The 26,822-nt window shown below is 58.8% G+C and carries 22 protein-coding genes; 15 read left to right on the top strand and 7 right to left on the bottom strand.

The genetic code is table 11. The features are described from left to right. Window positions 1-3 precede the first annotated feature (3 nt). The 6 genes from ACA063_RS28040 to gcvP all read left to right on the top strand — a co-directional run bounded on the left by ACA063_RS28040 (window position 4) and on the right by gcvP (window position 9,036). Entirely contained in the window at window positions 4-1,221 is a 1,218-nt protein-coding gene (locus ACA063_RS28040; protein ID WP_497666595.1) for a 2-octaprenyl-3-methyl-6-methoxy-1,4-benzoquinol hydroxylase, read from the top strand. A gap of 216 nt (window positions 1,222-1,437) precedes the next feature. Further along, the gene (locus tag ACA063_RS28035) at window positions 1,438-2,442 is read left to right on the top strand and encodes an extracellular solute-binding protein (protein ID WP_162438425.1); all 1,005 of its coding nucleotides are present in this window, start codon (window positions 1,438-1,440) and stop codon (window positions 2,440-2,442) included. A gap of 140 nt (window positions 2,443-2,582) precedes the next feature. Next, complete coding sequence (locus ACA063_RS28030) at window positions 2,583-4,199, top strand: ABC transporter permease (protein WP_497664143.1); 1,617 nt, start codon at window positions 2,583-2,585, stop codon at window positions 4,197-4,199. Window positions 4,200-4,355: 156 nt separating this feature from the next. Beyond that, window positions 4,356-5,438, top strand: coding sequence for a glycine cleavage system aminomethyltransferase GcvT (gene gcvT / locus ACA063_RS28025; protein WP_497664142.1), 1,083 nt, complete (start codon window positions 4,356-4,358; stop codon window positions 5,436-5,438). Window positions 5,439-5,486: 48 nt separating this feature from the next. Further along, entirely contained in the window at window positions 5,487-5,870 is a 384-nt protein-coding gene (gcvH, locus tag ACA063_RS28020) for a glycine cleavage system protein GcvH (protein ID WP_497664141.1), read from the top strand. Window positions 5,871-6,162: 292 nt separating this feature from the next. Continuing rightward, entirely contained in the window at window positions 6,163-9,036 is a 2,874-nt protein-coding gene (gene gcvP / locus ACA063_RS28015; RefSeq protein ID WP_497664140.1) for an aminomethyl-transferring glycine dehydrogenase, read from the top strand. A 227-nt stretch (window positions 9,037-9,263) separates the two neighbouring features. Here gcvP and ACA063_RS28010 read toward each other — a convergent pair whose 3' ends face one another. The 5 genes from ACA063_RS28010 to ACA063_RS27990 all read right to left on the bottom strand — a co-directional run bounded on the left by ACA063_RS28010 (window position 9,264) and on the right by ACA063_RS27990 (window position 13,352). Beyond that, window positions 9,264-9,581, bottom strand: coding sequence for a DUF2388 domain-containing protein (locus ACA063_RS28010; RefSeq protein WP_150712997.1), 318 nt, complete (start codon window positions 9,579-9,581; stop codon window positions 9,264-9,266). Between the two features lie 68 nt (window positions 9,582-9,649). Beyond that, the gene (locus ACA063_RS28005; protein ID WP_497664139.1) at window positions 9,650-10,099 is read right to left on the bottom strand and encodes an NfeD family protein; all 450 of its coding nucleotides are present in this window, start codon (window positions 10,097-10,099) and stop codon (window positions 9,650-9,652) included. An 8-nt stretch (window positions 10,100-10,107) separates the two neighbouring features. Further along, window positions 10,108-11,028 carry an SPFH domain-containing protein gene (locus ACA063_RS28000; protein ID WP_008150402.1) on the bottom strand — a complete coding sequence of 307 codons (921 nt, stop codon included), beginning with the start codon at window positions 11,026-11,028 and terminating at the stop codon, window positions 10,108-10,110. A 110-nt stretch (window positions 11,029-11,138) separates the two neighbouring features. Next, window positions 11,139-12,923 (bottom strand): type IV pilus assembly ATPase TfpB, encoded by a 1,785-nt coding sequence (gene tfpB, locus ACA063_RS27995; RefSeq protein WP_497664138.1) that lies wholly within the window; start codon window positions 12,921-12,923, stop codon window positions 11,139-11,141. 90 nt (window positions 12,924-13,013) lie between these two features. Further along, window positions 13,014-13,352, bottom strand: a complete 339-nt coding sequence (locus ACA063_RS27990) for an ACT-like domain-containing protein (RefSeq protein ID WP_497664137.1) — start codon at window positions 13,350-13,352, stop codon at window positions 13,014-13,016. Window positions 13,353-13,478: 126 nt separating this feature from the next. On the opposite strand from ACA063_RS27990, the gene ACA063_RS27985 reads away from it, so the two are divergent. After that, entirely contained in the window at window positions 13,479-13,943 is a 465-nt protein-coding gene (locus ACA063_RS27985) for an Lrp/AsnC family transcriptional regulator (RefSeq protein ID WP_162438417.1), read from the top strand. Window positions 13,944-14,050: 107 nt separating this feature from the next. Here the strand turns inward: ACA063_RS27985 and ACA063_RS27980 are convergent, their stop codons facing one another. Then, window positions 14,051-15,418 (bottom strand): CYTH domain-containing protein, encoded by a 1,368-nt coding sequence (locus ACA063_RS27980; protein ID WP_497664136.1) that lies wholly within the window; start codon window positions 15,416-15,418, stop codon window positions 14,051-14,053. A 156-nt stretch (window positions 15,419-15,574) separates the two neighbouring features. Here ACA063_RS27980 and argE point away from each other — a divergent pair, with 156 nt between their 5' ends. Both argE and argA read left to right on the top strand, forming a co-directional pair. After that, window positions 15,575-16,738 carry an acetylornithine deacetylase gene (gene argE, locus ACA063_RS27975; protein WP_497664135.1) on the top strand — a complete coding sequence of 388 codons (1,164 nt, stop codon included), beginning with the start codon at window positions 15,575-15,577 and terminating at the stop codon, window positions 16,736-16,738. Between the two features lie 267 nt (window positions 16,739-17,005). Next, the gene (gene argA / locus ACA063_RS27970) at window positions 17,006-18,304 is read left to right on the top strand and encodes an amino-acid N-acetyltransferase (RefSeq protein ID WP_162438414.1); all 1,299 of its coding nucleotides are present in this window, start codon (window positions 17,006-17,008) and stop codon (window positions 18,302-18,304) included. 99 nt (window positions 18,305-18,403) lie between these two features. Here the strand turns inward: argA and tauA are convergent, their stop codons facing one another. Further along, window positions 18,404-19,393, bottom strand: coding sequence for a taurine ABC transporter substrate-binding protein (gene tauA, locus ACA063_RS27965; protein WP_497664134.1), 990 nt, complete (start codon window positions 19,391-19,393; stop codon window positions 18,404-18,406). A 352-nt stretch (window positions 19,394-19,745) separates the two neighbouring features. Between tauA and ACA063_RS27960 the strand changes: the two genes are divergently transcribed. The 6 genes from ACA063_RS27960 (at window position 19,746) to ssuD (ending at window position 26,815) form a co-directional block, all read left to right on the top strand. Beyond that, complete coding sequence (locus ACA063_RS27960; RefSeq protein WP_497664133.1) at window positions 19,746-21,074, top strand: OprD family porin; 1,329 nt, start codon at window positions 19,746-19,748, stop codon at window positions 21,072-21,074. Between the two features lie 371 nt (window positions 21,075-21,445). Beyond that, window positions 21,446-22,819, top strand: coding sequence for an OprD family porin (locus ACA063_RS27955; RefSeq protein ID WP_497664132.1), 1,374 nt, complete (start codon window positions 21,446-21,448; stop codon window positions 22,817-22,819). 182 nt (window positions 22,820-23,001) lie between these two features. After that, the gene (locus ACA063_RS27950; RefSeq protein ID WP_162438410.1) at window positions 23,002-23,640 is read left to right on the top strand and encodes a peroxiredoxin; all 639 of its coding nucleotides are present in this window, start codon (window positions 23,002-23,004) and stop codon (window positions 23,638-23,640) included. 353 nt (window positions 23,641-23,993) lie between these two features. Continuing rightward, the gene (gene ssuE, locus ACA063_RS27945; RefSeq protein WP_497664131.1) at window positions 23,994-24,587 is read left to right on the top strand and encodes an NADPH-dependent FMN reductase; all 594 of its coding nucleotides are present in this window, start codon (window positions 23,994-23,996) and stop codon (window positions 24,585-24,587) included. Between the two features lie 88 nt (window positions 24,588-24,675). After that, window positions 24,676-25,641: a sulfonate ABC transporter substrate-binding protein gene (locus tag ACA063_RS27940; RefSeq protein ID WP_497664130.1), complete on the top strand. Its 966-nt coding sequence runs from the start codon at window positions 24,676-24,678 to the stop codon at window positions 25,639-25,641. Window positions 25,642-25,666: 25 nt separating this feature from the next. Continuing rightward, on the top strand, window positions 25,667-26,815 hold the full coding sequence (ssuD, locus tag ACA063_RS27935) for an FMNH2-dependent alkanesulfonate monooxygenase (RefSeq protein WP_497664129.1): 1,149 nt from the start codon (window positions 25,667-25,669) through the stop codon (window positions 26,813-26,815). Window positions 26,816-26,822 lie beyond the last annotated feature (7 nt).

Genomic DNA, 26,822 nt, shown 5'->3' with positions numbered 1-26,822 from the left:
GACATGCGCGCAGATCTGCTGATTGTCGGGGCCGGAATGGTCGGCAGCGCCCTGGCGCTCGCGTTGCAGGACAGCGGGCTGGAAGTGCTGCTGCTGGACGGCAGCCCCATGAGCGTCAAACCGTTCGACAGCGAGGCACCGTTCGAGCCGCGAGTGAGTGCCTTGTCGACCGCCAGCCAGCGGATTCTGCAACGTTTGGGTGTCTGGGAAGGCATCGAAAACCGACGCAGCAGTCCTTATTCAGACATGCATGTCTGGGACGGCAGCGGGACCGGGCAAATTCACTTTTCGGCCGCCAGCGTGCATGCCGAAGTACTCGGGCACATCGTCGAGAACCGCGTGGTTCAGGACGCTTTGCTCGACCGCTTGCATGACTGCGACCTGGGCATGCTGGCCAATGCTCGCCTGGAGCAGATGCGTCGCTCCGGGGATGACTGGCTGCTGACCCTTGCTGATGGCCGCACGTTGCGGGCTCCCCTGGTAATCGCTGCAGATGGTGCCAACTCGGCAGTGCGGCGCCTGACCGGCATGGCGACGCGGGAATGGGATTATCTGCACCACGCCATCGTCACCAGCGTACGCAGTACCCAGCCCCATCAGATGACCGCCTGGCAGCGCTTCACCGATAACGGGCCGCTGGCATTTCTGCCACTGGAGCGCGATGGACAGCAGGACTGGTGTTCGATCGTCTGGTCGACCACCCCGAGTGAAGCCGAGCGCTTGATGGCGCTGGATGAAGAAGGCTTTTGTCGGGAGCTGGAGCGGGCCTTTGAAGGCCGGCTTGGCAAGGTGATAAATGCTGATCCGCGTTTGTGCGTGCCTTTGCGTCAGCGCCATGCCAAGCGTTATGTCCAGCAAGGCCTGGCGCTGATCGGCGATGCGGCCCACACCATCCACCCGCTGGCGGGGCAGGGCGTGAACCTTGGGTTCCTTGATGCCGCCGTGCTGGCCGAAGTACTGCTGCAAGCGGCCGCTCGCGGCGAGCAATTGGCGGATGTCAAAGTGCTGAGCCGATACGAGCGTCGACGCATGCCTCATAACCTGGCCCTGATGGCGGCGATGGAAGGTTTCGAGCGGTTGTTCCAGGCCGATCCGTTGCCGATGCGCTGGCTGCGCAATGCCGGGTTGAAGCTGGTTGATCAGATGCCAGAGGCCAAGGCGCTCTTTGTGCGTGAGGCTCTGGGGTTGACCGGGGATTTGCCAGCGCTGGCCAAGGCCTGACTTACCCCTGTAGGAGCTGCCGAAGGCTGCGATCTTTTGATTTTTTTAAGATCAAAATCAAAAGATCGCAGCCTGCGGCAGCTCCTACAGTGAACGGGTCCAACACCATTTTTGGGGCGTGCAACATCTGGTAACTCCTCCAGCAACGGATCGATTGAGATGGTAAATGTGAGTCCTTATCATTTGCCCTCACTTTTCTATCGAGGGATCGCTCCCATGTTGGCACCGAAGCGTCTACTGACTGCAATCGCCCTGACCCTGATTGGCAGCACCGCCGCCCAGGCCGCCGACGAAGTGGTGGTTTACTCCTCCCGGATCGACGAGCTGATCAAGCCGGTCTTCGATGCCTACACCGCCAAAACCGGGGTGAAAATCAAATTCATCACCGACAAGGAAGCGCCGCTGATGCAACGCATCAAGGCCGAAGGCGAGAACGCAACCGCCGACCTGCTGCTCACCGTCGATGCCGGGAACCTCTGGCAAGCCGAGCAGATGGGCATCCTCCAACCGTTCACCTCCAAGGTGATCGACGCCAACATTCCGCTGCAATACCGCTCTTCCGCCCATGCCTGGACCGGCCTGAGCCTGCGTGCCCGGACTATCGCCTACTCCACCGACCGCGTGAAACCGGGCGAGTTGACGACGTACGAGGGCCTGGCCGACAAAAACTGGGAAGGTCGCTTGTGCTTGCGTACGGCGAAGAAGGTCTACAACCAGTCCCTGACCGCCACCATGATCGAAGTCCACGGCGCGGACAAAACCGAAAAAATCCTCAAAGGCTGGGTGAATAACCTGTCCACCGACGTGTTCTCCGACGACATCGCGGTGCTGGAAGCGATCAACGCTGGCCAATGCGACGTCGGCATCGTCAACACCTACTACTACGGCCGCCTGCACAAGCAGAAGCCGGATCTGGCGGTGAAGCTGTTCTGGCCAAACCAGGGTGACCGTGGTGTGCACGTCAACTTGTCGGGCATTGGCCTGACCAAGCATGCGCCGCATCCAGAAGCAGCCAAGGCGTTGGTTGAGTGGATGACCACACCTGAAGCGCAGAAGATCTTTGCCGACGTAAACCAGGAATTCCCGGCCAACCCGGCTGTTCAGCCCTCCGCTGAAGTGGCGAGTTGGGGCAAGTTTGTCGCGGACACCTTGCCGGTGGAAATCGCGGGCAAGCGTCAGGCTGAAGCGATTCGCATGATGGATCGCGCTGGCTGGAACTGAGCCTGTTGTTGTAAAGAGCAAAAGATCGCAGCCCCCAACAGCGCCTACATGGGATGACCTACACCCTGTAGGCGCTGTCGGGGGCTGCGATCTTTTTGCGTTTTCCCTACACTGCACGATTTCCCCGCGAGAGCGCTTCCTTGGCCCACCCCGCCCAACGCCGCTGGTATCCCCTGGTCTTCGCCATCGCTGCGCTGGTCCTGCTGCCACTAAGCGTCCTGTTTCTCTCCTGGCAAACCATCGACACTCAAATCTGGTCCCACCTCTGGGACACCCAGATGGCACGGCTGCTGGCCAACACCTTAACCCTGGTGGTCGGTGTGGGTGTCGGCGTGACCTTGCTCGGTGTCAGCCTCGCCTGGCTCACCAGTCTTTGCGAATTCCCCGGTCGGCGCTGGCTGGATTGGGCACTGATGCTGCCGTTCGCGATTCCCGCCTATGTTCTGGCATTTGTCTTTGTTGGCTTGCTGGATTTTGCAGGCCCCGTGCAAACCCTGCTGCGCGAATGGTTCGGCACGGGTCTGCGGCTGCCCCGAGTTCGTTCGACCGGTGGCGTGATTCTGGTGCTGGTGCTGGTTTTCTATCCTTACGTTTACCTGTTGGCGCGCACGGCATTCCTCGCCCAAGGCAAAGGCTTGATGGAAGCAGCCCGTGTTCTCGGACAATCCCCGTGGCAGGCATTCTGGCGAGTCGCGTTGCCGATGGCGCGACCTGCAATCGGTGCAGGCGTGGCGTTGGCGCTGATGGAAACCCTGGCGGATTTCGGTGCCGTGTCGGTATTTAACTTCGATACGTTCACCACTGCCATCTACAAAACCTGGTACGGATTCTTCAGCCTTTCCACGGCGGCACAATTGGCCAGCCTGTTGCTGCTGGTGGTGATGGTCGTGCTGTACGGCGAGCGTCGAGCACGCGGGGCCAACAGGGCGAGCAACGAACGACCGCGCGTCAAAGCGCTGTACCACCTGCGCGGATTCAAAGCCATGGCGGCCATGAGCTGGTGCGGCCTGGTGTTCGCGTGCGCCTTTGTCATTCCGATGCTGCAACTGGTCGTGTGGTTCTGGCAGCGCGGACGCTTTGACCTGGATGAGCGATATGCCGGGCTGATCCTTCATACCCTCTACCTGGGCGGCATCGCTGCATTGATCACCGTCAGCGTGGCCCTGGTCTTGGCGTTTGCCCGTCGACTGGCACCCACGCAGGCGATCCGCTCCGGTGTCAGTCTGGCCAACCTCGGCTATGCGCTGCCCGGTTCGGTATTGGCCGTGTCGATCATGCTGGCATTCAGTTATCTGGATCGAGAACTGGTGATTCCGTTGTCAGGCTGGTTGGGGGGCGCTGGAAAGCCCTTGCTGCTGGGCAGTCTGTCGGCATTGTTGCTGGCGTATCTGGTTCGGTTCATCGCGGTGGCCTACGGACCGCTCGAAAGTAGCCTGGCGCGAATACGGCCATCTTTGCCCGAAGCGGCACGTAGCCTGGGCGTCAGTGGACCTCGACTATTTTTCAAAGTGTATCTGCCGTTATTGCTGCCTGGAACATTGAGCGCTGCGTTGCTGGTGTTCGTCGATGTGCTCAAGGAAATGCCCGCAACCCTGCTGATGCGCCCGTTTGGCTGGGATACGCTGGCGGTTCGCATCTTTGAAATGACCAGCGAGGGTGAGTGGGCGCGTGCGTCGTTGCCGGCGCTGACCCTGGTTCTGGTCGGGTTGTTACCGGTCATCGGATTGATCCGACGTTCAGCGCATCGAAACGCCTAGGTGTCAGTCCTACACCTTGCAGCTACAATGCGCGGCATTCGGTGCGGCATGTCCTACAGACCAGGTCGCTGAAATCGGCTGAAAGCCCTCTATTTCAAGGCTTTCACTCCGTGCAGTACTTGCCCGCACCTTCGCCACGCCCGGAAGGAGAAACCCATGGGACAGCGTACGCCTCTGTATGACCTTCATCTCGCCCTCGGCGCGAAGATGGTCGATTTTGGCGGTTGGGATATGCCTCTGCATTACGGCTCGCAGGTCGAGGAACACCATCAGGTGCGCCGCGATTGCGGGGTTTTCGATGTATCCCACATGACCGTGATCGATATCGGCGGCCCCCAGGCCAAAGCCTGGCTCCAGCATTTGCTGAGCAATGACGTCGGACGACTGCACAGCCCGGGACGCGCGCTGTACAGCACTATGCTCAATGAGCATGGCGGCATCGTCGACGACATGATCGTCTACCGTCTTGAAGACGGTTATCGTCTGGTGGTCAATGCGTCCACTCGCGATCAGGACCTGGCCTGGATGCAGTCCCATGTCGGCGGCTTCGATGTCACGCTCAATGAGCGCTCGGAGCTGGCGATGCTGGCCATTCAGGGACCACAGGCCCGACACAAGATCTCCGAGCTCGTCACCCAGTCTCGCGGCAACCTGATCCAGATGCTCAAGCCTTTCGAAGGTTTGCCGGACGGTGACTGGTTCATCGCGCGCACCGGCTACACCGGTGAAGACGGTCTGGAAATCATCCTGCCAGCCCGTCAGGCACCCGGATTCTTCAACGATCTGGTCGGCGCGGGAATTTCGCCGATCGGCCTCGGCGCGCGAGATACCCTGCGGGTCGAAGCCGGGATGAACCTGTACGGCCAGGACATTCACCAGGATGTTTCGCCGCTGGCGTCCAATATGGCCTGGAGCATTGCCTGGGAGCCGGCCACTCGCCAGTTCATCGGCCGTACTGCTTTGGAAGCCGAGCGAGCCGGTGGTATTCAGCACAAATTGGTCGGTCTGGTGCTTGAAGAACGCGGGGTATTGCGCGCTCATCAGGTGGTTCGGATCGCCGATGTTGGCGAAGGAGAGATAACCAGTGGTAGTTTCTCTCCTACGCTAAGCAAGTCTATTGCACTGGCGCGCGTGCCGATGGCGACAGCCGACCGCGCAGAAGTGGAAATCCGTGGCAAGTGGTACCCGGTCCGAGTGGTCAAACCGACCTTCGTACGCCACGGCAAAACCTTGATCTAACCTTTTCCGGCGGGCATGACCGCTGACCATTTTTTGAGGACACAGAACATGAGCGATATTCCTGCCGACCTGCGTTTTGCCGAAAGTCACGAATGGGCCCGTCTGGAAGCCGATGGCACCGTCACCGTGGGCATCAGCGATCACGCGCAGGAAGCGCTGGGCGATGTGGTGTTTGTAGAGCTGACCGAAGTCGGAACCGTCTTCGCTGCGGGCGATCAATCCGGGGTCGTTGAGTCGGTAAAAGCCGCCTCCGACATTTACTCCCCGGTGGCCGGTGAAGTGATCGCAGTCAACGAAGAACTGAGCGCTAACCCGGAGCTGCTGAACTCCGACCCGTACGGCGCCTGGATCTTCAAACTCAAGCCAGGCAACACTGCCGACCTGGACAAGCTGCTCGACGCGGCTGGCTACAAGGCTGCCATCGGCGAGTAAGCGTTTAGCGTCACCCCCAAAGCCCCGACCTGTCGGGGCTTTTTTGTGCAGATCAAGATCAAAAGATCGCAGCCTGCGGCAGCTCCTACCGGGGAATGCATTCACCTGTAGGCGTTACCGTGTTGCGGACGATCTTTTGATCTACAAAGGGCGTCGCATTGAAATGCGATTCCCTGTAGGAGCTGCCGCAGGCTGCGATCTTTTGATCTTCAAAGGGCACTGTGGCACTGACTGCTATGCTGGTTTGACCGTGTTGCATCGACGCAGAGCGCCAGTCAAGAGAGAGCCCGTCATGTCCCAGTTGCCGTCCTTGAGCCAGTTACGCGACCCCAATGCCTTTCTTCGCCGCCACCTCGGGCCTGATGCCGCTGAGCAACAGGCGATGCTCGACAGTCTGGGTGTTGGCAGCCGGATAGAGCTCATCGAACAGACGGTGCCACCGGGAATTCGCCTGAACCGGGAGCTCGATCTCCCGCCCGCCCTAGACGAAGAGGCCGCCCTGGCCAAGCTTCGGGGTTACGCCGAACAGAACCAGGTCTGGACCAGCCTGATCGGCATGGGCTACCACGGCACCCTCACGCCGGCCGTGATTTTGCGAAACGTTCTGGAAAATCCAGGTTGGTACACCGCCTACACGCCGTATCAGCCAGAGATTGCCCAAGGACGGCTGGAGGCGCTGCTGAATTTCCAGCAATTGATCATCGACCTCACGGGTCTGGAACTGGCCAACGCTTCACTGCTGGATGAAGCAACCGCCGCAGCAGAAGCCATGGCGCTGGCCAAACGGGTTGCCAAGTCCAAAAGCAATCTGTTCTTCGTCGACGAAAACTGCCATCCGCAGACCATTTCTGTGGTGCAGACCCGTGCAGAAGGCTTCGGTTTCGAGCTGATCATCGACGCGGTGGACAACTTGAAGCAGCACCAGGTGTTTGGTGCGCTGCTGCAGTATCCCGACACCCATGGCGAAATTCGCGATCTGCGGCCGGTGATCGACCAGTTGCATGCCCAGCAAGCGCTGGCTTGCGTCGCAACCGACCTGCTAAGCCTGCTGTTGCTGACGCCGCCAGGGGAATTGGGTGCAGACGTGGTCTTCGGCTCCTCCCAGCGATTCGGCGTGCCAATGGGGTACGGTGGACCACACGCGGCGTTCTTCGCCAGTCGTGATGAATACAAGCGTGCAATTCCGGGACGGATCATCGGTGTCTCCAAAGACGCTCGCGGCAACGTCGCCTTGCGCATGGCCCTGCAAACCCGCGAGCAACATATCCGACGGGAAAAAGCCAACTCGAACATTTGCACTGCTCAAGTATTACTCGCCAATATCGCCAGCTTTTACGCGGTCTACCATGGTCCGGAAGGCCTTAAACGAATTGCCCAGCGGGTTCATCGCCTGACCTGCATCCTGGCGACGGGGCTTGAGAGACATGGCATCACGAGAATCAATCAACACTTCTTCGACACTCTGACGTTGGAGGTCGGTGGCACTCAAACCGCGATCATTGAAAGTGCCAACGCCGCCCGGATCAATTTGCGCATTCTGGGGCGCGGGAAACTGGGCCTGAGCCTGGACGAGACTTGCGACGAATCCATCGTGGCCAAGCTGTTTGACGTGTTTCTAGGTGCCGATCATGGGCTCAAGGTCGATGAACTGGATGCTGAAACGCTCTCGGTCGGCATTCCGGACGCACTGCTGCGCACCTCGCCTTATCTGCGCCACCCGGTGTTCAGCGCCCATCACAGCGAAACCGAGATGCTGCGCTATCTCAAACAGCTGGAAAACAAGGACCTGGCACTCAATCAGTCGATGATTCCGCTGGGTTCCTGCACCATGAAACTCAATGCCACCAGCGAGATGATCCCGATCACCTGGCCGCAGTTCGCCAATCTGCACCCGTTTGCGCCCAAAGAGCAGGCCGTCGGTTATTCGCTGATGATCGAGGAGCTGGAGCGCTGGCTTTGCGCAATTACCGGTTTCGATGCGATCTGCATGCAGCCCAACTCCGGCGCTCAGGGCGAGTACGCAGGCTTGCTGGCGATTCGCAAATACCACGAGAGCCGCCATGAGGGCGCACGGGATATTTGCCTGATTCCGTCCTCGGCACACGGCACCAATCCCGCGTCGGCACAAATGGCCGGCATGCGCGTGGTGATCGTCGAGTGTGACCAGGCGGGCAACGTCGATCTGGATGACCTGAAGGACAAAGCAGCGACCGCCGGCGATAAACTCGCCTGTCTGATGGCGACTTATCCGTCGACCCACGGCGTGTATGAGGAGGGCATCAGCGAGATTTGCGAGGTTGTCCACAGCCAGGGTGGCCAGGTGTACATGGATGGCGCCAACCTGAACGCTCAGGTCGGGCTGGCGCGGCCGGCGGACATTGGCGCTGATGTTTCTCACATGAATTTGCACAAAACCTTTTGCATTCCGCACGGCGGTGGAGGCCCGGGTATGGGGCCTATTGGTGTGCGGGCGCATCTGGCGCCGTTCGTGGCCAACCACCCGGTGATACCGATTGACGGTCCTCTGCCGCAGAACGGCGCGGTAAGTGCCGCGCCTTGGGGCAGCGCAAGCATTCTGCCCATCAGCTGGATGTACATCGCCATGATGGGGCCGCAACTGGCGGATGCCAGCGAGGTGGCGATTCTCGCGGCCAATTACCTGGCTCGGCATCTGTCTGGCGCATTTCCAGTGCTCTACACCGGACGCAATGAGCGTGTGGCTCACGAATGCATCCTCGACTTACGACCACTCAAGGCGCTGACCGGAATCACCGAAGAAGACGTCGCCAAGCGGCTGATGGATTATGGCTTCCATGCGCCGACCATGTCGTTTCCGGTCCCGGGGACCTTGATGGTCGAACCGACCGAAAGCGAGTCAAAAGCCGAGCTGGACCGGTTTATCGGCGCGATGTTGAGCATTCGCGCGGAAATCACCGAAGTGCAGAACGGCAACTGGCCGGCCGAGGACAACCCACTCAAAGGTGCGCCGCATACGTTGGCGGATGTCACAGGGGTGTGGGAACGGCCCTATACCATCGAGCAGGCAGTGACGCCGGATGCACACACCAAGGCTCACAAGTACTGGCCGGCAGTGAACCGGGTGGACAACGTTTATGGCGATCGAAACCTGTTCTGCGCCTGCGTTCCGGTGGATGAATACCGCTGAATTTGCAGCCCGGTCGATCCCGTTGCAACCTCGCACCTGTAGGAGCTGTCGAGTGCAACGAGGCTGCGATCTTTTAATCTTTTAATCTTTTAAAAACAGGGTCAAAAGATCGCAGCCTCGTTGCACTCGACAGCTCCTACAGGGTAGTGAGGCTCTGCTCAAAAGGCGGCCCGAGGCGTTGTGCAAAAAAATGCCGCTCATGTGAGCGGCATTTTTATTGGCAGCAATTACTCAGAAGCTACGGCATTTTTCGCCAGAATCGCATTGGCCAGTTCCATGTCCGTGGCCTGCAGGCCTGGGTTGTCGGCCCGGACTTTTTGCATGGCGGCTTCCAGGTACGGGCCGCGGATTCCGCCGTCGCTGGCGACGAAGCTGCCAGCATCGTCCTGGGCTGCAATGATCAGCTTGTGATCCTTGAATGTCAGGTAGGTCGAGCCGGTGGTGGCACCGGATGAGAGAACGTTACGCCAAAAGCTGTCAGCCATCGCTGAACCGACTGGAAGGGACAACAAAGCGATGGTAGCGACAGCAAGTTTGAGACGCATGATGGGTGACTCCACTGGATTAACTACGGCGTTGGATTGCCAATCAGGCAATCGAGTTCCATAGCGGCCTATTGCTCCGGTTCGACCAGCAAAATAGCGCCTTGCTGGCCGATCACCCGAACACGGCTGCCAAGAGCGGCGTCTGCCCCTCTGGCCATCCACACGCCATCCGCGACCTTGATCTTGCCGCGTCCGTCGACAATCGCCTCATGCACCACAAAGGTTTTACCGATCAATTCCTGACCCCGCAGATTCAGGTTTGGCTGATCACTCTGGCGCACTGCGCTGCGCTGGCGGTGCCACCAATACAGTGCCGTGGCGATCGAGAGCAGACCAAACAGCAGAAACTGCATTTCCCAGGTCATCCCCGGCAATAGAAAGGTCAGTACACCGACTGCGGCTGCGGCCATGCCGATCCACAGCAGGTAGCCACCCGCGCCGAACACTTCAAGAATTAGCAGCAACGTGCCTAATGCCAGCCAGTCCCAGAACGATAGATGTTGCAGGAATGCCCACATAGCGCGCCTCAGGCTTTCTTGTTGTCGAACGTGGCCTTGACGATTTCTCCGATGCCGCCGACTGCACCGATCATCGAGCTGGCCTCGAGTGGCATCAGAATCACTTTGCTGTTGTTGGCCGAGGCCAGCTTGCCCAGCGCATCAATGTACTTCTGGGCAACGAAATAGTTGACCGCTTGCACATTCCCGCCGGCGATGGCTTCCGAAACGACTTTAGTGGCCTGGGCTTCGGCTTCGGCTTGACGTTCACGGGCTTCGGCTTCGAGGAATGCGGCCTGACGACCCCCTTCGGCTTCCAGGATCTGTGCCTGCTTCTTGCCTTCTGCAGTCAGGATCGCCGCGGCGCGCAGGCCTTCGGCTTCAAGAATCTGTGCACGCTTGATTCGTTCGGCCTTCATCTGCCCCGACATTGCCGCCATCAGGTCGGCAGGTGGACTGATGTCCTTGATCTCGATCCGGGTGATCTTGATGCCCCACGGTGCGGTGGCTTCATCGACGGTGCGCAGCAACTTTTCATTAATGCCGTCACGTTGGCTGAGCATCGCGTCCAGTTCCATGGAACCCAGCACGGTACGGATGTTGGTTTGCAGCAGGTTGCGAATCGCGTGTTCGAGGTTGTTCACCTCGTAGGCGGCCTGGGCGGTGTTGACCACCTGAAAGAAGCACACCGCATCGATTTGCACCGTGGCGTTGTCGGCGGTGATGACTTCCTGAGGCGGGATATCCAGCACGCTTTCCATCACGTTGATCTTGCGACCGATGCGGTCCATGACCGGGATGATGATGTTCAGGCCGGGTTTGAGGGTGTTGGTGTAACGGCCGAAACGCTCGACCGTCCATTGATAACCCTGGGGCACGACCTTGAAGCCCATGAACAGAATGGCGACCACCAGGCCGACAAAAAGTAAAAGCACGCTACCAATCTGCATAACGATTCCCTGTTGAGTGAAGCAACGAAATTACGATCGCAGAAGTGTAGCGGTGCCGGGTCGGGATAAGTACCGTAAGTCGGCCGTTGCATCATCAAGCGACAAAGGATTTATTTTTGCTCGCTCTGCGGGGTGACTCGAAGCACTTCCTCGATGGTCGTCAAACCTGCTGCTACCTTCTGCGCGCCCGACAGTCGCAAGCTGCGCATGCCTTCCTTGAAGGCCTGGCGCCGAATGGCCAGCAAATCGGTGTCGAGGTTGATCAGGGCTTTGACGCCGTCAGTCAGTTGCATGATTTCATACACCCCGGCACGCCCGCGATAACCGGTGTCGCGACATTCGAGGCAGCCGATGGCGCGCTGCGCATTTCCCGGTAAGGGCGCCTGCCAGGGTTTGGTCAAGGTCTGCCAGTCTTCTTCACTCAGGGTCAGCGGTGCCTTGCAGTGCGAGCACAAGGTTCGCACCAGACGCTGGGCCATGACGCCGAGCACCGTGGCTTTGATCAGGTAGTGCGGCACGCCGAGTTCAAGCAGGCGGCTGATGGCGCTGGGCGCGTCGTTGGTGTGCAGCGTCGACAGTACCAGGTGGCCGGTGAGTGCGGCCTGGATCGCCATTTCTGCAGTTTCGAGGTCACGGATCTCGCCGATCATGATGATGTCCGGGTCTTGCCGCATCAGCGCACGAACACCGGCGGCGAAGGTCAGGTCGATGTTGTGTTGGACCTGCATCTGGTTGAACGCCGGCTCGACCATTTCAATCGGGTCCTCGATGGTGCAGAGGTTGACCTCGGGCGTCGCCAGTTTCTTGAGGGTGGTGTAGAGCGTCGTGGTCTTGCCGGAACCGGTCGGGCCGGTCACGAGGATGATGCCGTTGGGCTGGCGGGTCATGTCCTGCCAGCGGCGCAAGTCCTCGGCGGAAAACCCCAGCTGGTCGAAATCCTTGAGCAACACTTCCGGGTCGAATATCCGCATGACCATCTTTTCGCCGAACGCCGTCGGCAACGTCGACAAGCGCAGTTCGACTTCGCCGCCGTCCGGCGTCTTGGTTTTCACCCGGCCGTCCTGGGGTTTGCGTTTTTCCGCAACGTTCATCCGTCCGAGGCTTTTCAGCCGGCTGACGATCGCCATGGTCACCTGCGGCGGGAATTGATAGACGTTGTGCAGCACGCCGTCGATGCGAAAACGTACGGTGCCTTGCTCGCGCCGTGGTTCGATGTGGATATCGCTGGCGCGCTGCTGGAAAGCGTACTGGAACAGCCAGTCGACGATGTTGACGATGTGCGCGTCATTGGCATCCGGTTCCTGATCGCTGGCACCGAGATTGAGCAACTGTTCGAAGTTGCCCAGGGTGTTTGACTGTGCATCGCCTGTGCTCGCGCCGCTGACTGATTTGGCCAGGCGGAAAAACTCCACGCTGAAGCGCTGGATGTCCACCGGGTTGGCGACGACACGCTTGATCGGCAATTTCAGCACATGGGTCAGGTCGGCTTCCCAGCCATTGACGTAAGGCTGGGCGCTGGCCACGGTCACGGCGTCGCGGTCGATGGAAACCGCGAGGATCTTGTGGCGTTGGGCAAAGGCGTAGGACATCAGCGGTGTAATGGCCGCGACATTGATTTTCAGCGGGTCGATGCGCAGGTAAGGCTGGCCCGCCTGCTGCGACAACCAAAGGGTCAGACCTTCCAGATCGAGGTGTTTGCCGGGACGGCTGAGATCGTCGAGGTGTTGGCTGGCGATGAACTCCAATGGATGCAGTTGACCATTGGCAGCATGGCGACGTCGGGCATTGAGCGCGTGCTCGGCCGAGTCCTGGCTGATAAAGCCCTGGGCGACCAGTTCGCGCAGCAAATCATTGAGATCCAGCCAGCGGTCCTGAATGGCGAGTTGAACGGACATGCGGGCTCCTCATGAACAACAGTCCGCAAAGGATAGTCGCGCTGCCGCCGACCGTTGGGCCACTACCCGACGAAGCCGTATCGAGTTCTTTCAACCTGTCGCTTGAGCCGGTGCCTCCCAGACCGAATCAGCCCTTTGCAGATCGACCGAACACACACTGATCAGGTTGCGTAATTTTTCCGCAATCACTTGGGCGCGATGCCAGCTGAGACCTTCCATGACGATGTCGATGGACAGCAGATCGTCGGTCCGTTGCACGTTGACTTGCTCAGGCGTCAGAAACTGCAAGGCGAACAGATTCAGGGCGCGACACAGCAAATCCGGTTCGGCCTCGGCCAGCAGTTGGTAGTGGACCCGGCAGTGAGCGTTGCCGACGTTCCAGACATCGGCGCGAACGCACGGGGTGTTGACGGCTTCCAGATGCGGCATGTTTTTTCTCCAAAATCACTGGGGAAATTTTTACATTCGAAGCGGGGCATTTCTTATCTATGATGGGGCTTATTTGAGAATGATCGAATCGAACAATTCAAGAACATAGTGAGATCAGGTTTTTTTATGCACAGCGATCTGGATGGGTACGACCGCAAGATTCTCGCGTTGCTGCAAGAAGACGCTTCCCTGTCGAGTGCGCAGATCGCCGAGCAGGTAGGGCTGTCGCAATCTCCGTGCTGGCGGCGTATTCAGCGGATGAAAGAGGAGGGGATCATTCGAGGGCAGGTAACCCTGCTTGATCGGAAGAAAATCGGGCTGAACACGCAGATTTTTGCCGAGATCAAACTCAACGCCCATGGGCGTTCGAACTTCACTGAGTTCACTGAAGCCATTCGGGGCTTTCCCGAGGTGCTGGAATGTTATGTGCTGATGGGGTCGGTGGATTTTTTGCTGAGGATCGTCACGGCGGACATTGAGGCGTACGAGCGTTTCTTCTTCGAAAAACTATCGATGGTGCCGGGGATACAGGAGGTGAACTCGATTGTGGCGTTGTCGGAGATCAAGTCGACAACGAGCCTGCCAGTTTAAGACTGGCAGAGCGCTTGTGTGGCGAGGGAGCTTGCTCCCGCTGGGCAGCCCCAAAATGATGGGAGCGCTGCGCACTCCAGCGGGAGCAAGCTCCCTCGCCACAAGCCTTACATGCGCAACAACATTTTCCAGGCGCGGTTCTGATACACCGCAATCGCCTGCTGCTTGCGCGCGTCCAGCGATTCATCGGTAATCGGCTCGTTCGCCAGTTGTGCGAGTTTGTTCAGCTCGCCGTACAGGCGATCCATTTCCGGGATCTCCAGCACACCGCGGGCATGGTGCATCCAGGCCTGAATACGCTCGATGCGTGGGAGTTGTTCGGCCAGGTCTTCCGGTTGTTGCTGGTAGCGCTGCAACTGAAGGGATGTTGCCTCTTCACCCAGCAAACGTGGCAGCCAGCTGCCCAGTTGCGCAGCGCCCTGGCGATTGCCGCGAACGTTGCGATCAGTCGTCCAGGAACGCGCAAGCAACCAGCGCGACGTGTTCAGCGAGAACAAGCCCCAACGCGGATCTTCCAGTTCTTCGAGGAACTGCTCCGGAGCCGCTTTGCGCACGTCTTCGTCATCCTGACCAGCTTGTACCAGCGGACGCCAGTCTTCCAGCAAGGCATCCAGCGCAACACGCAGATCGTGAGTCGACTGACGCGGCGCGGCCTGGCCCAGGCTGCTGAGCAGCGCGCGCATTTCAGCGAGGTTCTCGACCCAGTCCTGCAGCAGTCGCCAATGACCATTGAAGCGATACTGCTCAGCCAGGCGCTGGCTGCTGCCCAGCAGATGCCAGCTCAGGGCGGCAAACGCATCATCCAGTGGTGTTTCGGCAGTGATCTGCGGTGCTGGCAGGCTCAGCGAATAGCTGTTGGCGTCGTACAAACGGTAACCACGCTCGGCCTTGCTGATGTCACACGGCATCAGTGCCAGGGTGGCGGCCAGCTCGGCGGCCAGTTCAAGCAGGGCAGCCGGTTCGCCTTCGCGCAATTCCAGTTCCAGCTCGCAGATTTCTTCTTTCTGCTTGCCGACAACGACATGGCCCAAGTCCAGTGCGGCCTCGATGACCACTTTGGTCTTGCCACGGCCCCACGCAATCTCGGCGCGCTCGCGGACGAAATCGGTGGTGAAAATCGGCTTCAGGGTTTTCTTGTCCAGCTCGGCCAGTTCCTCGGGCCAGCATTCGCCGTCGAGTTTCTTCACGTCGAGCTTGGCTTTGGGCAGGTTCCAGTCGTACTCGTTGCGCTCGGACAGGCCGGCAACGCTTTGGCCGCGGGTCTTGAGCGTCTGAATCACTTCTTCGCCATCGCGGCGCAGGCGCAGGGCAACCTTGGCACGGGCCAGGTCGCGCTCAGGCGTGTCGAAGTACTGGTTCATCAGTTCACGGCGTTCCCAGCCACTTTTGTTGCGTTTTTTCAGTAGCGGGTGCTCGCGCAGAGCAGCGAGGGTTTCGCGGCTGACGCGGAGTTTGATTTCGGTTTCTTTCTGCATGGCCGGAAAATCCAGGATCGGGAGCGCAGCCGGGGGAATGTGTGGCTGCCAAGGCCGTGCAGTGTACAGGAGTGAGAGTTGGTACGTGCCGCGACGGTTTATTCCTGTCGCCGGATGGTTCTATGATGGATATCTATTCGGGAGTTGGAGTCAGCGATGCCTTTGCCGTCCATGAAAGATCAATTCGCCGCGTTGATCGCTGCACCGTCTGTCAGCTGCACCCAGCCCAGGCTCGATCAAACCAACCGCCCGGTGATCGATTTGCTGGCGACATGGCTGGGTGACCTGGGTTTCGCCTGCGACATTCAACAGGTCAGTCCCGGCAAATTCAATTTACTCGCCAGTTTTGGCTCCGGCCCCGGCGGGCTGGTATTGGCCGGGCACAGTGACACCGTGCCGTACGACGAGGCGCTGTGGCAGACCGATCCGTTGAAGCTGACCGAAGTCGATGGCCGCTGGGTAGGACTTGGCAGTTGCGACATGAAAGGGTTTTTCGCTTTGGCCATCGAGGCGGTCCTGCCGTTGCTCGACCAGCCATTCAAGCAACCGCTGCTGATTCTTGCCACGTGTGATGAAGAAAGCTCGATGTCTGGCGCTCGCGCGCTGGCAGCAGCCGGACGCCCATTGGGTCGTGCCGCGGTTATTGGCGAGCCGACCGGGCTGAAGCCGATCCGCATGCACAAAGGCATCATGATGGAGCGCATCGATATTCTCGGCCAGAGCGGCCACTCCTCGGACCCGCGTCTGGGTCACAGCGCCCTTGAAGCCATGCACGATGCCATTGGCGAACTGCGCGGCCTGCGCCTGCTGTGGCAACGTGAGTTCCGTAATCCGCAGTTTGGCGTGCCGACCCCGACGATGAATTTCGGCTGCATTCATGGCGGCGACAACCCCAATCGCATCTGCGGCCAATGTTCGCTGGAATTTGATCTGCGACCGCTGCCGGGCATGGATCCCAAAGCGCTGCGTGCGGAAATTCTGGCGAGGCTCAAACCGGTTGCCGAACGCCATCAGGTGAAGATCGACTACGCGCCGCTGTTCCCTGAAGTGCCGCCCTTCGAGCAGGACGAGGACGCCGAGTTGGTCCGGATTGCACAAAAGCTCACCGGTCATCAGGCCGAAGCAGTAGCGTTCGGCACCGAAGCGCCTTATCTTCAGCGCCTTGGCTGCGAAACATTGGTGCTGGGCCCAGGTGATATCGCCTGCGCACACCAGCCGGGGGAATACCTCGAAATGTCACGTTTGCAGCCTACGGTGCATCTATTACGTCAACTGATTGAACATTACTGCCTGACTCCAGCCACATCGCCAGTCAGTTGAGCGCAATCCCTGTAGGAGTGAGCCTGCTCGCGATAGCGGTACATCAGTCATCATTCCAGTGGCTGTTACACCGCTATCGCGAGCAGGCTCGCTCCCACAGGGTTCGTTGTTGTAAACGACCGAGCCGTATAAATTGCCGGTCATCAAACCCGTATTCATGAGGAGAGCGCGCGTGTCGCCAAGCCTGTTCCGACGATAACCACCAGCCCGCTGTGCGTTTTCTGTTTCGCCCATTTTTTGGCTGCTATTTATTACAGGCCCAGGTTCATGCCCGAATACGTTAATTGGCTCCGTCACGCTTCGCCTTACATCAATGCCCACCGCGATTGCACCTTTGTCGTCATGCTGCCCGGCGATGGGGTTGAACACCCCAACTTCGGCAACATCGTTCACGACCTGGTGTTGTTGCACAGCCTGGGCGTGCGACTGGTGCTGGTCCACGGTTCCCGTCCGCAGATTGAAACCCGCCTTGCCGCGCGTGGCCTGACGCCGCATTACCACCATGGGATGCGCATCACCGATGCCGCGACCCTTGAGTGTGTGATTGATGCCGTTGGCCAATTGCGCATCGCCATCGAGGCGCGGTTGTCCATGGACATGGCTTCATCGCCTATGCAGGGTTCACGTCTGCGGGTCGCCAGCGGCAATCTCGTCACGGCACGGCCGATCGGTGTACTGGAAGGCGTGGACTACCACCACACCGGCGAAGTGCGCCGGGTCGACCGCAAAGGCATCAATCGCCTGCTGGACGAGCGCTCCATCGTGCTGCTGTCGCCGCTGGGCTACTCGCCGACCGGGGAGATTTTCAACCTCGCTTGCGAAGACGTCGCGACGCGTGCGGCTATTGAACTGGCTGCAGACAAGCTGCTGCTGTTCGGCGCCGATCTGGGCTTGATCGATGAAAACGGTCGTCTGGTGCGTGAATTGCGTCCTCAACAAGTGCCGGCGCATCTACAGCGTCTGGGTAGCAACTATCAGGCTGAACTACTCGATGCCGCCGCCGAGGCTTGCCGTGGCGGCGTGGCGCGCAGTCATATCGTCAGCTACGCCGAAGACGGTGCGCTGCTGACCGAACTGTTTACCCGGGACGGCGGCGGTACGCTGGTGGCCCAGGAGCAATTCGAGATCGTGCGCGAAGCGGCGATTGAAGACGTCGGCGGTTTGCTGGACCTGATCAGTCCGCTGGAAGAGCAGGGGATTCTGGTGCGTCGTTCCCGCGAGGTGCTGGAGCGCGAGATCGAGCAATTCAGCGTGGTCGAGCGCGAAGGCATGATCATCGCGTGCGCGGCGCTGTATCAGATTGCCGATTCGGATGCGGGAGAGTTGGCGTGTCTGGCGGTGAACCCGGAGTACCGTCATGGCGGTCGCGGCGATGAACTGCTGGAGCGCATCGAAACCCGTGCCCGGGATCAGGGACTGAAAACCTTGTTCGTTCTCACGACCCGGACCGCTCACTGGTTCCGTGAGCGCGGTTTTGTGCCGAGCAGCGTAGAGCGTCTGCCATCGGCGCGAGCGTCGCTGTACAACTATCAGCGTAATTCGAAGATCTTCGAAAAAACCTTGTAACGTCGATCCAATGTAGGAGCTGCCGCAGGCTGCGATCTTTTGATTGTCTTTAAAGATCAAAAGATCGCAGCCTGCGGCAGCTCCTACAGGGGATTTTGTTTACTCCTGCACGTACTTCGAGCTGACGTACCCGGAGTAATCGGGCAGTACCGTTTCAACCTTTCCTTGTTCCTTCAAAAACTTCGCCGTCTCGCCAATCGCCTTGGCTGTGCCGCCATCCAGCAGCGCAGTGGTTTGTTGAGCCTTGGCGTCCGGGAACGCCGAACCGGCCAGCAACTCCGGAACGTCGGCGGCATTGGCACCGGTCAGTTTGGCGATTTTTTGTACAGGCACCGAGTCAGCCGTCCAGCTGTCTTTGTGCGCGGCATAATCAGCGAACGAGTCCAGGGTGACCTTGGCGAATTTTGCGATCACGTCAGGATGCTTCTCCGCGTAGTCCTTACGTGCAACCCACACTTCGAAGGTCGGCGCGCCCCACTGGCCGACCTGTGCGGCATCCGTCAACGTCTTGCCAGTCTTGCGGATTTCTCCCAAGGCCGGGGACCAGACGAACGCGCCGTCGATGTCACCCCGTCTCCAGGCGGCCGCGATTTCCGCGGGTTGCAGGTTCACCACTTTGACCTGCGATGTGTTCAGCCCCCAGTGTTTCAAAGCGCCGAGCAAGCTGTAGTGGGAAGTGGAAACGAATGGCGTGGCGATGGTCTTGCCGATCAAATCTTCCGGTTTGTTGATGCCGCTGCCGTTGCGTACGACCAACGCCTCAGCCGCATTGATCTGGGCAGAAACAATGAACGCCACGATCGGCAGGTTGCGCGAAGCGGCGGCCGCCAGCGGACTGGAGCCGAGGTTGCCGATCTGCACGTCACCGGACGCGATGGCGGTGACGACTTCAGGGCCGCTGTTGAAACGACGCCAGTCGATTTTCTGGCCGATGGTCTTCTCATAAAGGCCATCGGCCTGAGGCACTTTGCTCGGGTCGATACCGGTCTGGTAGCCGACGGTGAGATCCGCCGCCAGAGCGCTGAAAGAAAACAGTGTGGATACACAAACTGTAACAATTCGATTGGATAGTGCGCGCTTGATAGTCATGGCCGGGTCTTCGATGAGAGGAAATACGGGTTTCCGTTAAATCTAATCGATCTAAAAAATAGCCAATAAATATCATTTAGGAATTAGCTTATAGGTTCGCTTTCACTGAGCCGGGCGCACTGCGCTCAATTCCTAAAAGATATAAAAAAACATCGGAAGCTTCCGGTTGGATTTATGCACGACGCATCGATGTGCAAGCACCGGATGCACAGGGATTAGACCATGGTCGTAGTCACATACGGTTACGATTGACTTGCAGGTCACGGTCTGGCGCTAATCGCCAATCCTAGGATCTCGGGCATTTGACCCAGGGCCAGGAATACAACAATTAGAAACGAGAGGAGCTTAAAAAATGAACAAGTCCACCTTGGCCCTGGCCGTGGCCGTAGGGGTAATGGCGCAGCAGGCAGGCGCCGCCGGTTTCATTGAAGACAGCAAGGCTTCCGTCAGTTCGCGCACCATGTATTACAACGCTGACACCCGCGAAGGCACTGCCAACGACCAACGTGAAACTGCTCAGGGCTTCAAATTCGATTACCAGTCGGGTTTCACTCAAGGCACGGTCGGCTTCGGCTTTGACGCCCAGGCGTTGGTGGGCATCCATCTGGACGGTGGTCGCGGTCATCACCCGGATAACAACTCATTCTTCCCCAGTGACACTGACGGTTCGGCATCCGATCCGTGGAGCCGCGTAGCCGGTAACGTCAAGGCACGCATCTCGAAAACCGAGGCCCACCTTGGTGGCGCCTTGCAACCGAACATGCCGGTACTGATCGCGAACGACAGTCGTCTGCTGCCACAGACCTTCGAAGGCGGCACCATCACCTCGAAGGAAATCGACAACGTCACGTTCAACGTCGGCCAGCTTGAGCATGCGGCAGGTCGCGCGTCGTCGAATACCACCGGCCTGGCGGTGGCTGGTGGCACCGAAGAAAGCAACAAATTCCAGTACGGCGGTGCGGACTGGAAGGTCACCAAAGACCTGATGCTGCAGTACTACTACGCGAATCTGGAAGACTACTACAAGCAGCACTTCCTGGGTCTGGTACACGTCTACCCAATCAGCGCCACCCAGTCGTTCAAGACTGACCTGCGTTATTTCGACAGCAGCTCCGACGGCAAGAATGGTGATGCGGGTTACCGCTTCAACAATAACGGCGGTTACGCGAAGAACCCGGGCGAGGTGGATAACCAGACCTGGAGTGCCATGTTCACCTATACCCTGGGTCCGAACGCTTTCTTGCTGGGCCATCAGCGTGTCAGCGATGACGGTGGTTTCGTCTACCTGAACCAGGGCAACGTAGTCGACGGCAACGGTCGCAACGAAGGCGCCGGCGGTGCGAGCTTTTACTCGTTCACCGACGCCATGATCAACGGCTTCGTACGTGCGGGCGAGAACACCACATTCGGCCAGTACACCTTTGACTTCGCTTCTCTGGGTGTTCCAGGCCTGAAGGCCTCGGCGGCTTATCTGCGTGGCGAGGACATCAAGGCCACCAACGGCGTTGGCAAAGACCAGACCGAGTGGGAACGTGACCTGCGGGTGGATTATGTGATCCAGACCGGCGCACTCAAAGGATTTGGTACTACCCTGCGTCACGGGACCTACCGCGGCGATACCAATATTTCCGCACAAGACCAGACCCGTCTGATCTTCAACTACACGTATAGCTTCCTGTAATCCAATACGGGAAAAGCCCTGCCTCGCGGTGGGGTTTTTTTCGGCATTTTTTTCATATTCCAATTTGGTCTTGCTATGGAATTTATTATTCTTTTTAGCTTTTAGTGCAAACCCCTAAAGTGCATCCCTCCGGGGCCGATAGAGGGGTCCTGACGCTATTAAATGCCACTCGTTAATTCCGAAATGGCATGAAAAAGAATGAAATAAATTATTATCCGTTTACCATGCGGGCCCGTTTCCATTGGGCGAACGCCCGAGCTAGACGCATCAGCGCGTTGACCTGTGTTTTTGCGGTTTGCGGTCACCCTGCACTTCAGGATTCAGAGCATTCGATTCTGGACCGAAAAAATTAGAACGAGAGGAGCGAAACAATGAACAAGTCGACCTTGGCCCTGGCCGTGGCCGTAGGGGTTGTGGCGCAGCACGCAGGCGCCGCTGGTTTCATCGAAGACAGCAAGGCCACTCTGGGGCTGCGTAACTTCTACATCAACACGGATAACCGCGACAGCGCTGCTGGCACACCTGCCAACAAAGCTGCCGGTGTTCAAAGCAAGAACGAAGAATGGGGCCAAGGCTTTGACCTGCGCTTCATCTCCGGTTACACCCAAGGTACTGTTGGCTTCGGTCTCGACGCTATCGGCCTGCTGGGAATCAAACTGGATTCCGGTGGTGGCACCAACGGCGCGACGGCGACCTCTTATGGCGGCACCGTATTCCCAAGCAAGTCCAACGGCGAAGCGGTCGATAACTTCTCCAGCCTGGGCCTGACTGCCAAAGCCAAGATTTCCCAGACCGAACTGAAGCTGGGCACCTTGCAGCCGAAGAACCCGGTGATCGTGACCAACGACGGTCGTCTGTTGCCACAAACCTGGCAGGGCGGTCAGATCACTTCCGGCGATATCAAAGACCTGACGCTGGTTGGCGGTCAGATCGAAGCGGTGAAGGGTCGTAACTCCAGCAACAATGAGCAACTGTCGATTGGTGGCGCGAACAGCCCGACCATCACCGGTCGCGACAGCAACAAGTTCATCTACGCCGGTGGTGACTACAAGATCACCAAAGACCTGACGGCCCAGTACTACTACGGCAACCTGGAAGATTTCTACAAGCAGCACTTCCTGGGTCTGGTTCACAACTGGGCAATCGGCCCGGGCGTTCTGAAGTCGGATTTCCGTTACTTCAACAGCTCCGATGACGGTGCCAACGCTAATACCCCTGCTTATTACAGCAGCGGTAATTACTCCGGCGCAGCAAGCGGTCGCGGTAGCGTCGACAACAACCTGTACAGCGGTCTGTTCCTGTACACCGTTGCTGGTCACACCTTCGGCGGCGGTTGGCAGTACAGCAACGGCAGCAGCGACTTCCCGTGGCTGAACCAGGGCGACGGTTCGTCGAACTACACCATCACCGACATGCAAATCCAGAAGTTCGGCCGTGCCGGCGAGAAAACCTGGCAAGCACGCTACTCGTATGACTTCGCCAAGGTTGGCCTGCCAGGCGCAACCGCCGGCATCGTCTACCTGCGTGGCGACAACATCGACACCGTTACCGCAGGTGGTGGTGTTTCGGGCAGCGGCCGTTCCGAGTGGGAACGCGACCTGACCGTCGCTTACGTCGTGCCAGAAGGCCCACTGAAGAACTTCGGCGTGATGTGGAAAAACGCTATGTGGCGCAACGACATCCCGGGTCAACGCGACCAGGATGAAAACCGTCTGATCCTCAGCTACTCGCTCCCGCTGCTGTAAATAGCGCTCGCGTAACTGATGAAAAAAGCCCCGCCCGGTATGACGCCGGGCGGGGCTTTTTGCGTTTTTCAAACGGGGATTTATATTCTTTTACGATCTAAACAAATCGATATTTATTCTTTTTAATAGATAAAAAACACAGGCACAGTTGAGCTCATCAAGCACTCACCAGGAGCAGCACCATGAGCCTCAGACTTGGCGACATCGCCCCCGATTTCGAACAGGATTCCAGCGCCGGCACCATTCGCTTCCACGAATGGCTGGGTGATAGTTGGGGCGTGCTGTTCTCCCATCCGGCGGACTTCACCCCGGTGTGCACGACCGAGCTGGGCTTCACCGCCAAGTTGAAAGACGAATTCGCCCAGCGCGGCGTCAAGGCCATCGCGCTGTCAGTGGACCCTGTGGACTCACACCACAAATGGATCGAGGACATCAACGAGACCCAAAATACCCTCGTGAATTTCCCGATTCTTGCCGACGCCGACCGCAAGGTATCGGACCTCTACGACCTGATCCATCCGAATGCCAACGACACGCTGACCGTACGTTCGCTGTTCGTGATCGACCCGAACAAAAAAGTGCGACTGACCATCACCTACCCGGCGAGCACCGGTCGCAACTTCCACGAAATCCTGCGGGTAATCGACTCGCTGCAGCTCACCGATAACTACAAAGTGGCGACCCCGGCCAACTGGCAGGACGGTGATGAAGTGGTGATCGTGCCGTCGCTCAAGGACGAAGATGAAATCAGGAAACGCTTTCCCAAGGGCTATCGCGCGGTGAAGCCGTACCTGCGCCTGACGCCGCAGCCGAACAGGTAAATATCTGCAGCGCTGGTGATATCGCCATCGCGGGCAAGCCCGCTCCCACAATGGATTGGGGTGAATCACAGCTATTTGGCAAACCACAAACCCGTGTGGGAGCGGGCTTGCCCGCGAAGGCGGTCTACCAGACGCCGCAGCGCCAAGATTGAACAGCATCCACAAAGCAGGGGATTTCAGGCCGTTTCCACGGCCTTTTTTTTCGCCTGGCGTTCGTGTTCTTGTATATCTCTTAATTGCATAACCAAATGAATAAATATGATTTATGGATATAACAATCACCTGTTAAGGTCACCCCATTAAAGCGAGATCGCACACTGCGAATCGCCAATAACGCTCAAGGAATCATCCGAATGCTGGTCGTCTCACTCGGTGGCAGTCCGAGCCAACGCTCCCGTTCCGGGGTGCTGCTGGACCGCTCTCAACGTTGGTTGCAGGAGCAGGGTGTGGAAGTGGTGAGTTACCAGGTGCGGGACTTCCCGGCCGAAGACTTGCTGCACGCACGCTTCGACAGTCCGAAGGTGATCGACCTGCTGCAACAGATTGAAAACGCCGACGGCCTGTTGATCGCCACACCGGTGTACAAGGCATCGTTTTCCGGTGCGTTGAAGACCGTACTGGATCTGCTGCCCGAGCGGGCCCTGGCCCATAAAGTGGTGTTGCCGATGGCAACGGGCGGCAGCATCGCTCATATGTTGGCGGTGGATTACGCGCTTAAACCGGTGCTCTCGGCATTGAAAGCCCAGGAAATGCTTCACGGGATTTTCGCCGAAGACAGCCAGATCGCTTACGGTGAAGGCAGCGCTCAGGCGCAACTGGCACCGGAACTGGAACAGCGCCTGAATGAGTCGCTGGAACTGTTTTTCAGCGCCATGGCGCGACGCCCGAAGCCCATTGATCCGAACGTGTTGAATGAACGTTTGTTGAGTGCTCGCTGGAGCATTTAAGTCCCATCTGAATTTGATGTACTCACCTTACTCAGCCGCTAACGGTCAAGCAGGTGCAGCCAAAACCCAACTGCAAAAGGAGAGCGCTATGCGCACTGTCATTTTGCGTCGTGGTCTGGTCGCTCTGTTTGCTGCGGCTGTCACCTTCGGCGCCATTACTCAAGCTCAGGCCGAGACGCTTCGAATCGGTTATCAGAAGTACGGCACCCTGGTGCTGCTCAAGGCCAAAGGCACGCTTGAAAAACGCCTCTCGGCCCAAGGCGTGGACGTGCAATGGACTGAATTTCCCGGTGGCCCGCAGCTGCTTGAAGGCCTGAACGTCGGCTCCATCGACTTCGGCGTGACGGGCGAAACCCCACCGGTTTTTGCCCAGGCTGCTGGCGCTGATCTGCTCTACGTCGCCTATGAACCGCCGGCGCCACGCAGTGAAGCGATCCTGGTGCCGAAAGATTCGCCGATCAAATCGGTGCAGGACCTCAAAGGCAAAAAAGTCGTCCTGAACAAAGGCTCCAACGTTCACTACCTGCTGGTCCGTGCACTCGAAGACGCCGGCCTCAAATACACCGACATCCAGACCGTCTTCCTGCCGCCTGCCGACGCCCGCGCTGCGTTCGAGCGTGGCAGTGTCGATGCCTGGGTGATCTGGGACCCGTACCAGGCCGCCGCCGAACAGCAACTGCAAGCGCGCACCCTGCGCGATGGTCAAGGCATCGTCGACAACCATCAGTTCTACCTCGCGACCAAGCCTTACGCACAGAAAAATCCTGAGGTGATCAAGACCCTGGTGGAAGAAGTGCGCGCCGTTGGCGAGTGGTCAAAAGCCAATCCTGAGGACGTAACCAAACAGGTTTCGCCACTGCTCGGTCTGTCGGCAGACATCACCCTGACCTCGGTGAAACGCCAGGGCTACGGCGCTTTGTTCCTGACCCCGGAAGTGGTCGCGGCCCAACAGAAAATCGCCGACAGCTTCTACCAGCTCAAGCTGATTCCCAAGCCGTTGAGCATCAAAGACGTGATCTGGACGCCGCCGGCGGCCGTTGCCAAAGCACCGTAAATCGATTTCCTAAGGAGACCACTCCATGAGCCTCAATATCTTCTGGTTCCTGCCTACCCACGGCGACGGCCATTACCTTGGCACCGCCGAAGGCGCTCGCGCCGTTGATCACGGTTATCTGCAGCAAGTCGCCCAAGCGGCGGATCGTCTGGGCTTCGGCGGGGTGCTGATTCCTACCGGTCGCTCCTGCGAAGACTCGTGGCTGGTGGCAGCGTCGCTGATTCCGGTGACCCAGCGTTTGAAATTCCTCGTCGCCCTGCGCCCCGGGATCATTTCCCCGACGGTGGCAGCGCGTCAGGCCGCGACCCTGGATCGCTTGTCCGGCGGTCGTGCGCTGTTCAACCTGGTAACCGGTGGTGATCCGGAAGAATTGGCCGGCGATGGTTTGTTCCTGACCCACGAGGAGCGCTATCAGGCCTCGGTGGAATTCACCCGCATCTGGCGTCGTGTACTGGAAGGCGAAACCGTCGATTACGACGGTCAACACATCAGTGTGAAGGGCGCCAAGTTGCTCTATCCGCCGATCCAGCAACCGCGTCCGCCGCTGTACTTCGGTGGCTCGTCGGAAGCGGCACAAGACCTCGCCGCAGAACAGGTGGAAATGGTCCTGACCTGGGGCGAGCCGCCGGCCGCCGTTGCCGAGAAGATCGAACAGGTTCGCGCCAAAGCCGCCAAGCTCGGGCGTACCGTGCGCTTCGGTATTCGCCTGCACGTGATCGTCCGCGAAACCAACGAAGAAGCGTGGCAAGCGGCGGATCGACTGATCTCCCATCTCGATGACGACACCATCGCTCGCGCTCAAGCATCATTGGCGCGCTTCGATTCGGTCGGCCAGCAACGCATGGCCGCCCTGCACGGTGGCAACCGCGACAACCTCGAAGTCAGCCCCAACCTGTGGGCCGGTGTTGGCCTGGTGCGTGGCGGTGCCGGCACGGCACTGGTGGGTGACGGTCCGACCGTGGCTGCCCGCGTGAAGGAATACGCGGACCTGGGCATCGACACGTTTATCTTCTCCGGTTATCCACACTTGGAAGAATCCTACCGGGTCGCGGAACTGTTGTTCCCGTACCTGGACATCGAACGCCCGCAGCTGCCTCAGGGTGCCAACTACGTCAGCCCGTTTGGCGAGATGGTGGCCAACGATATCCTCCCTAAAGCCGCGTCGCAGAGCTGAGGCGCGC

The sequence above is a fragment of the Pseudomonas sp. LBUM1643 genome, from assembly GCF_059716215.1.
The sequence above is the reverse complement of the archived record's forward strand: the minus strand, read 5'-3'. Positions and strand labels throughout refer to the sequence as shown.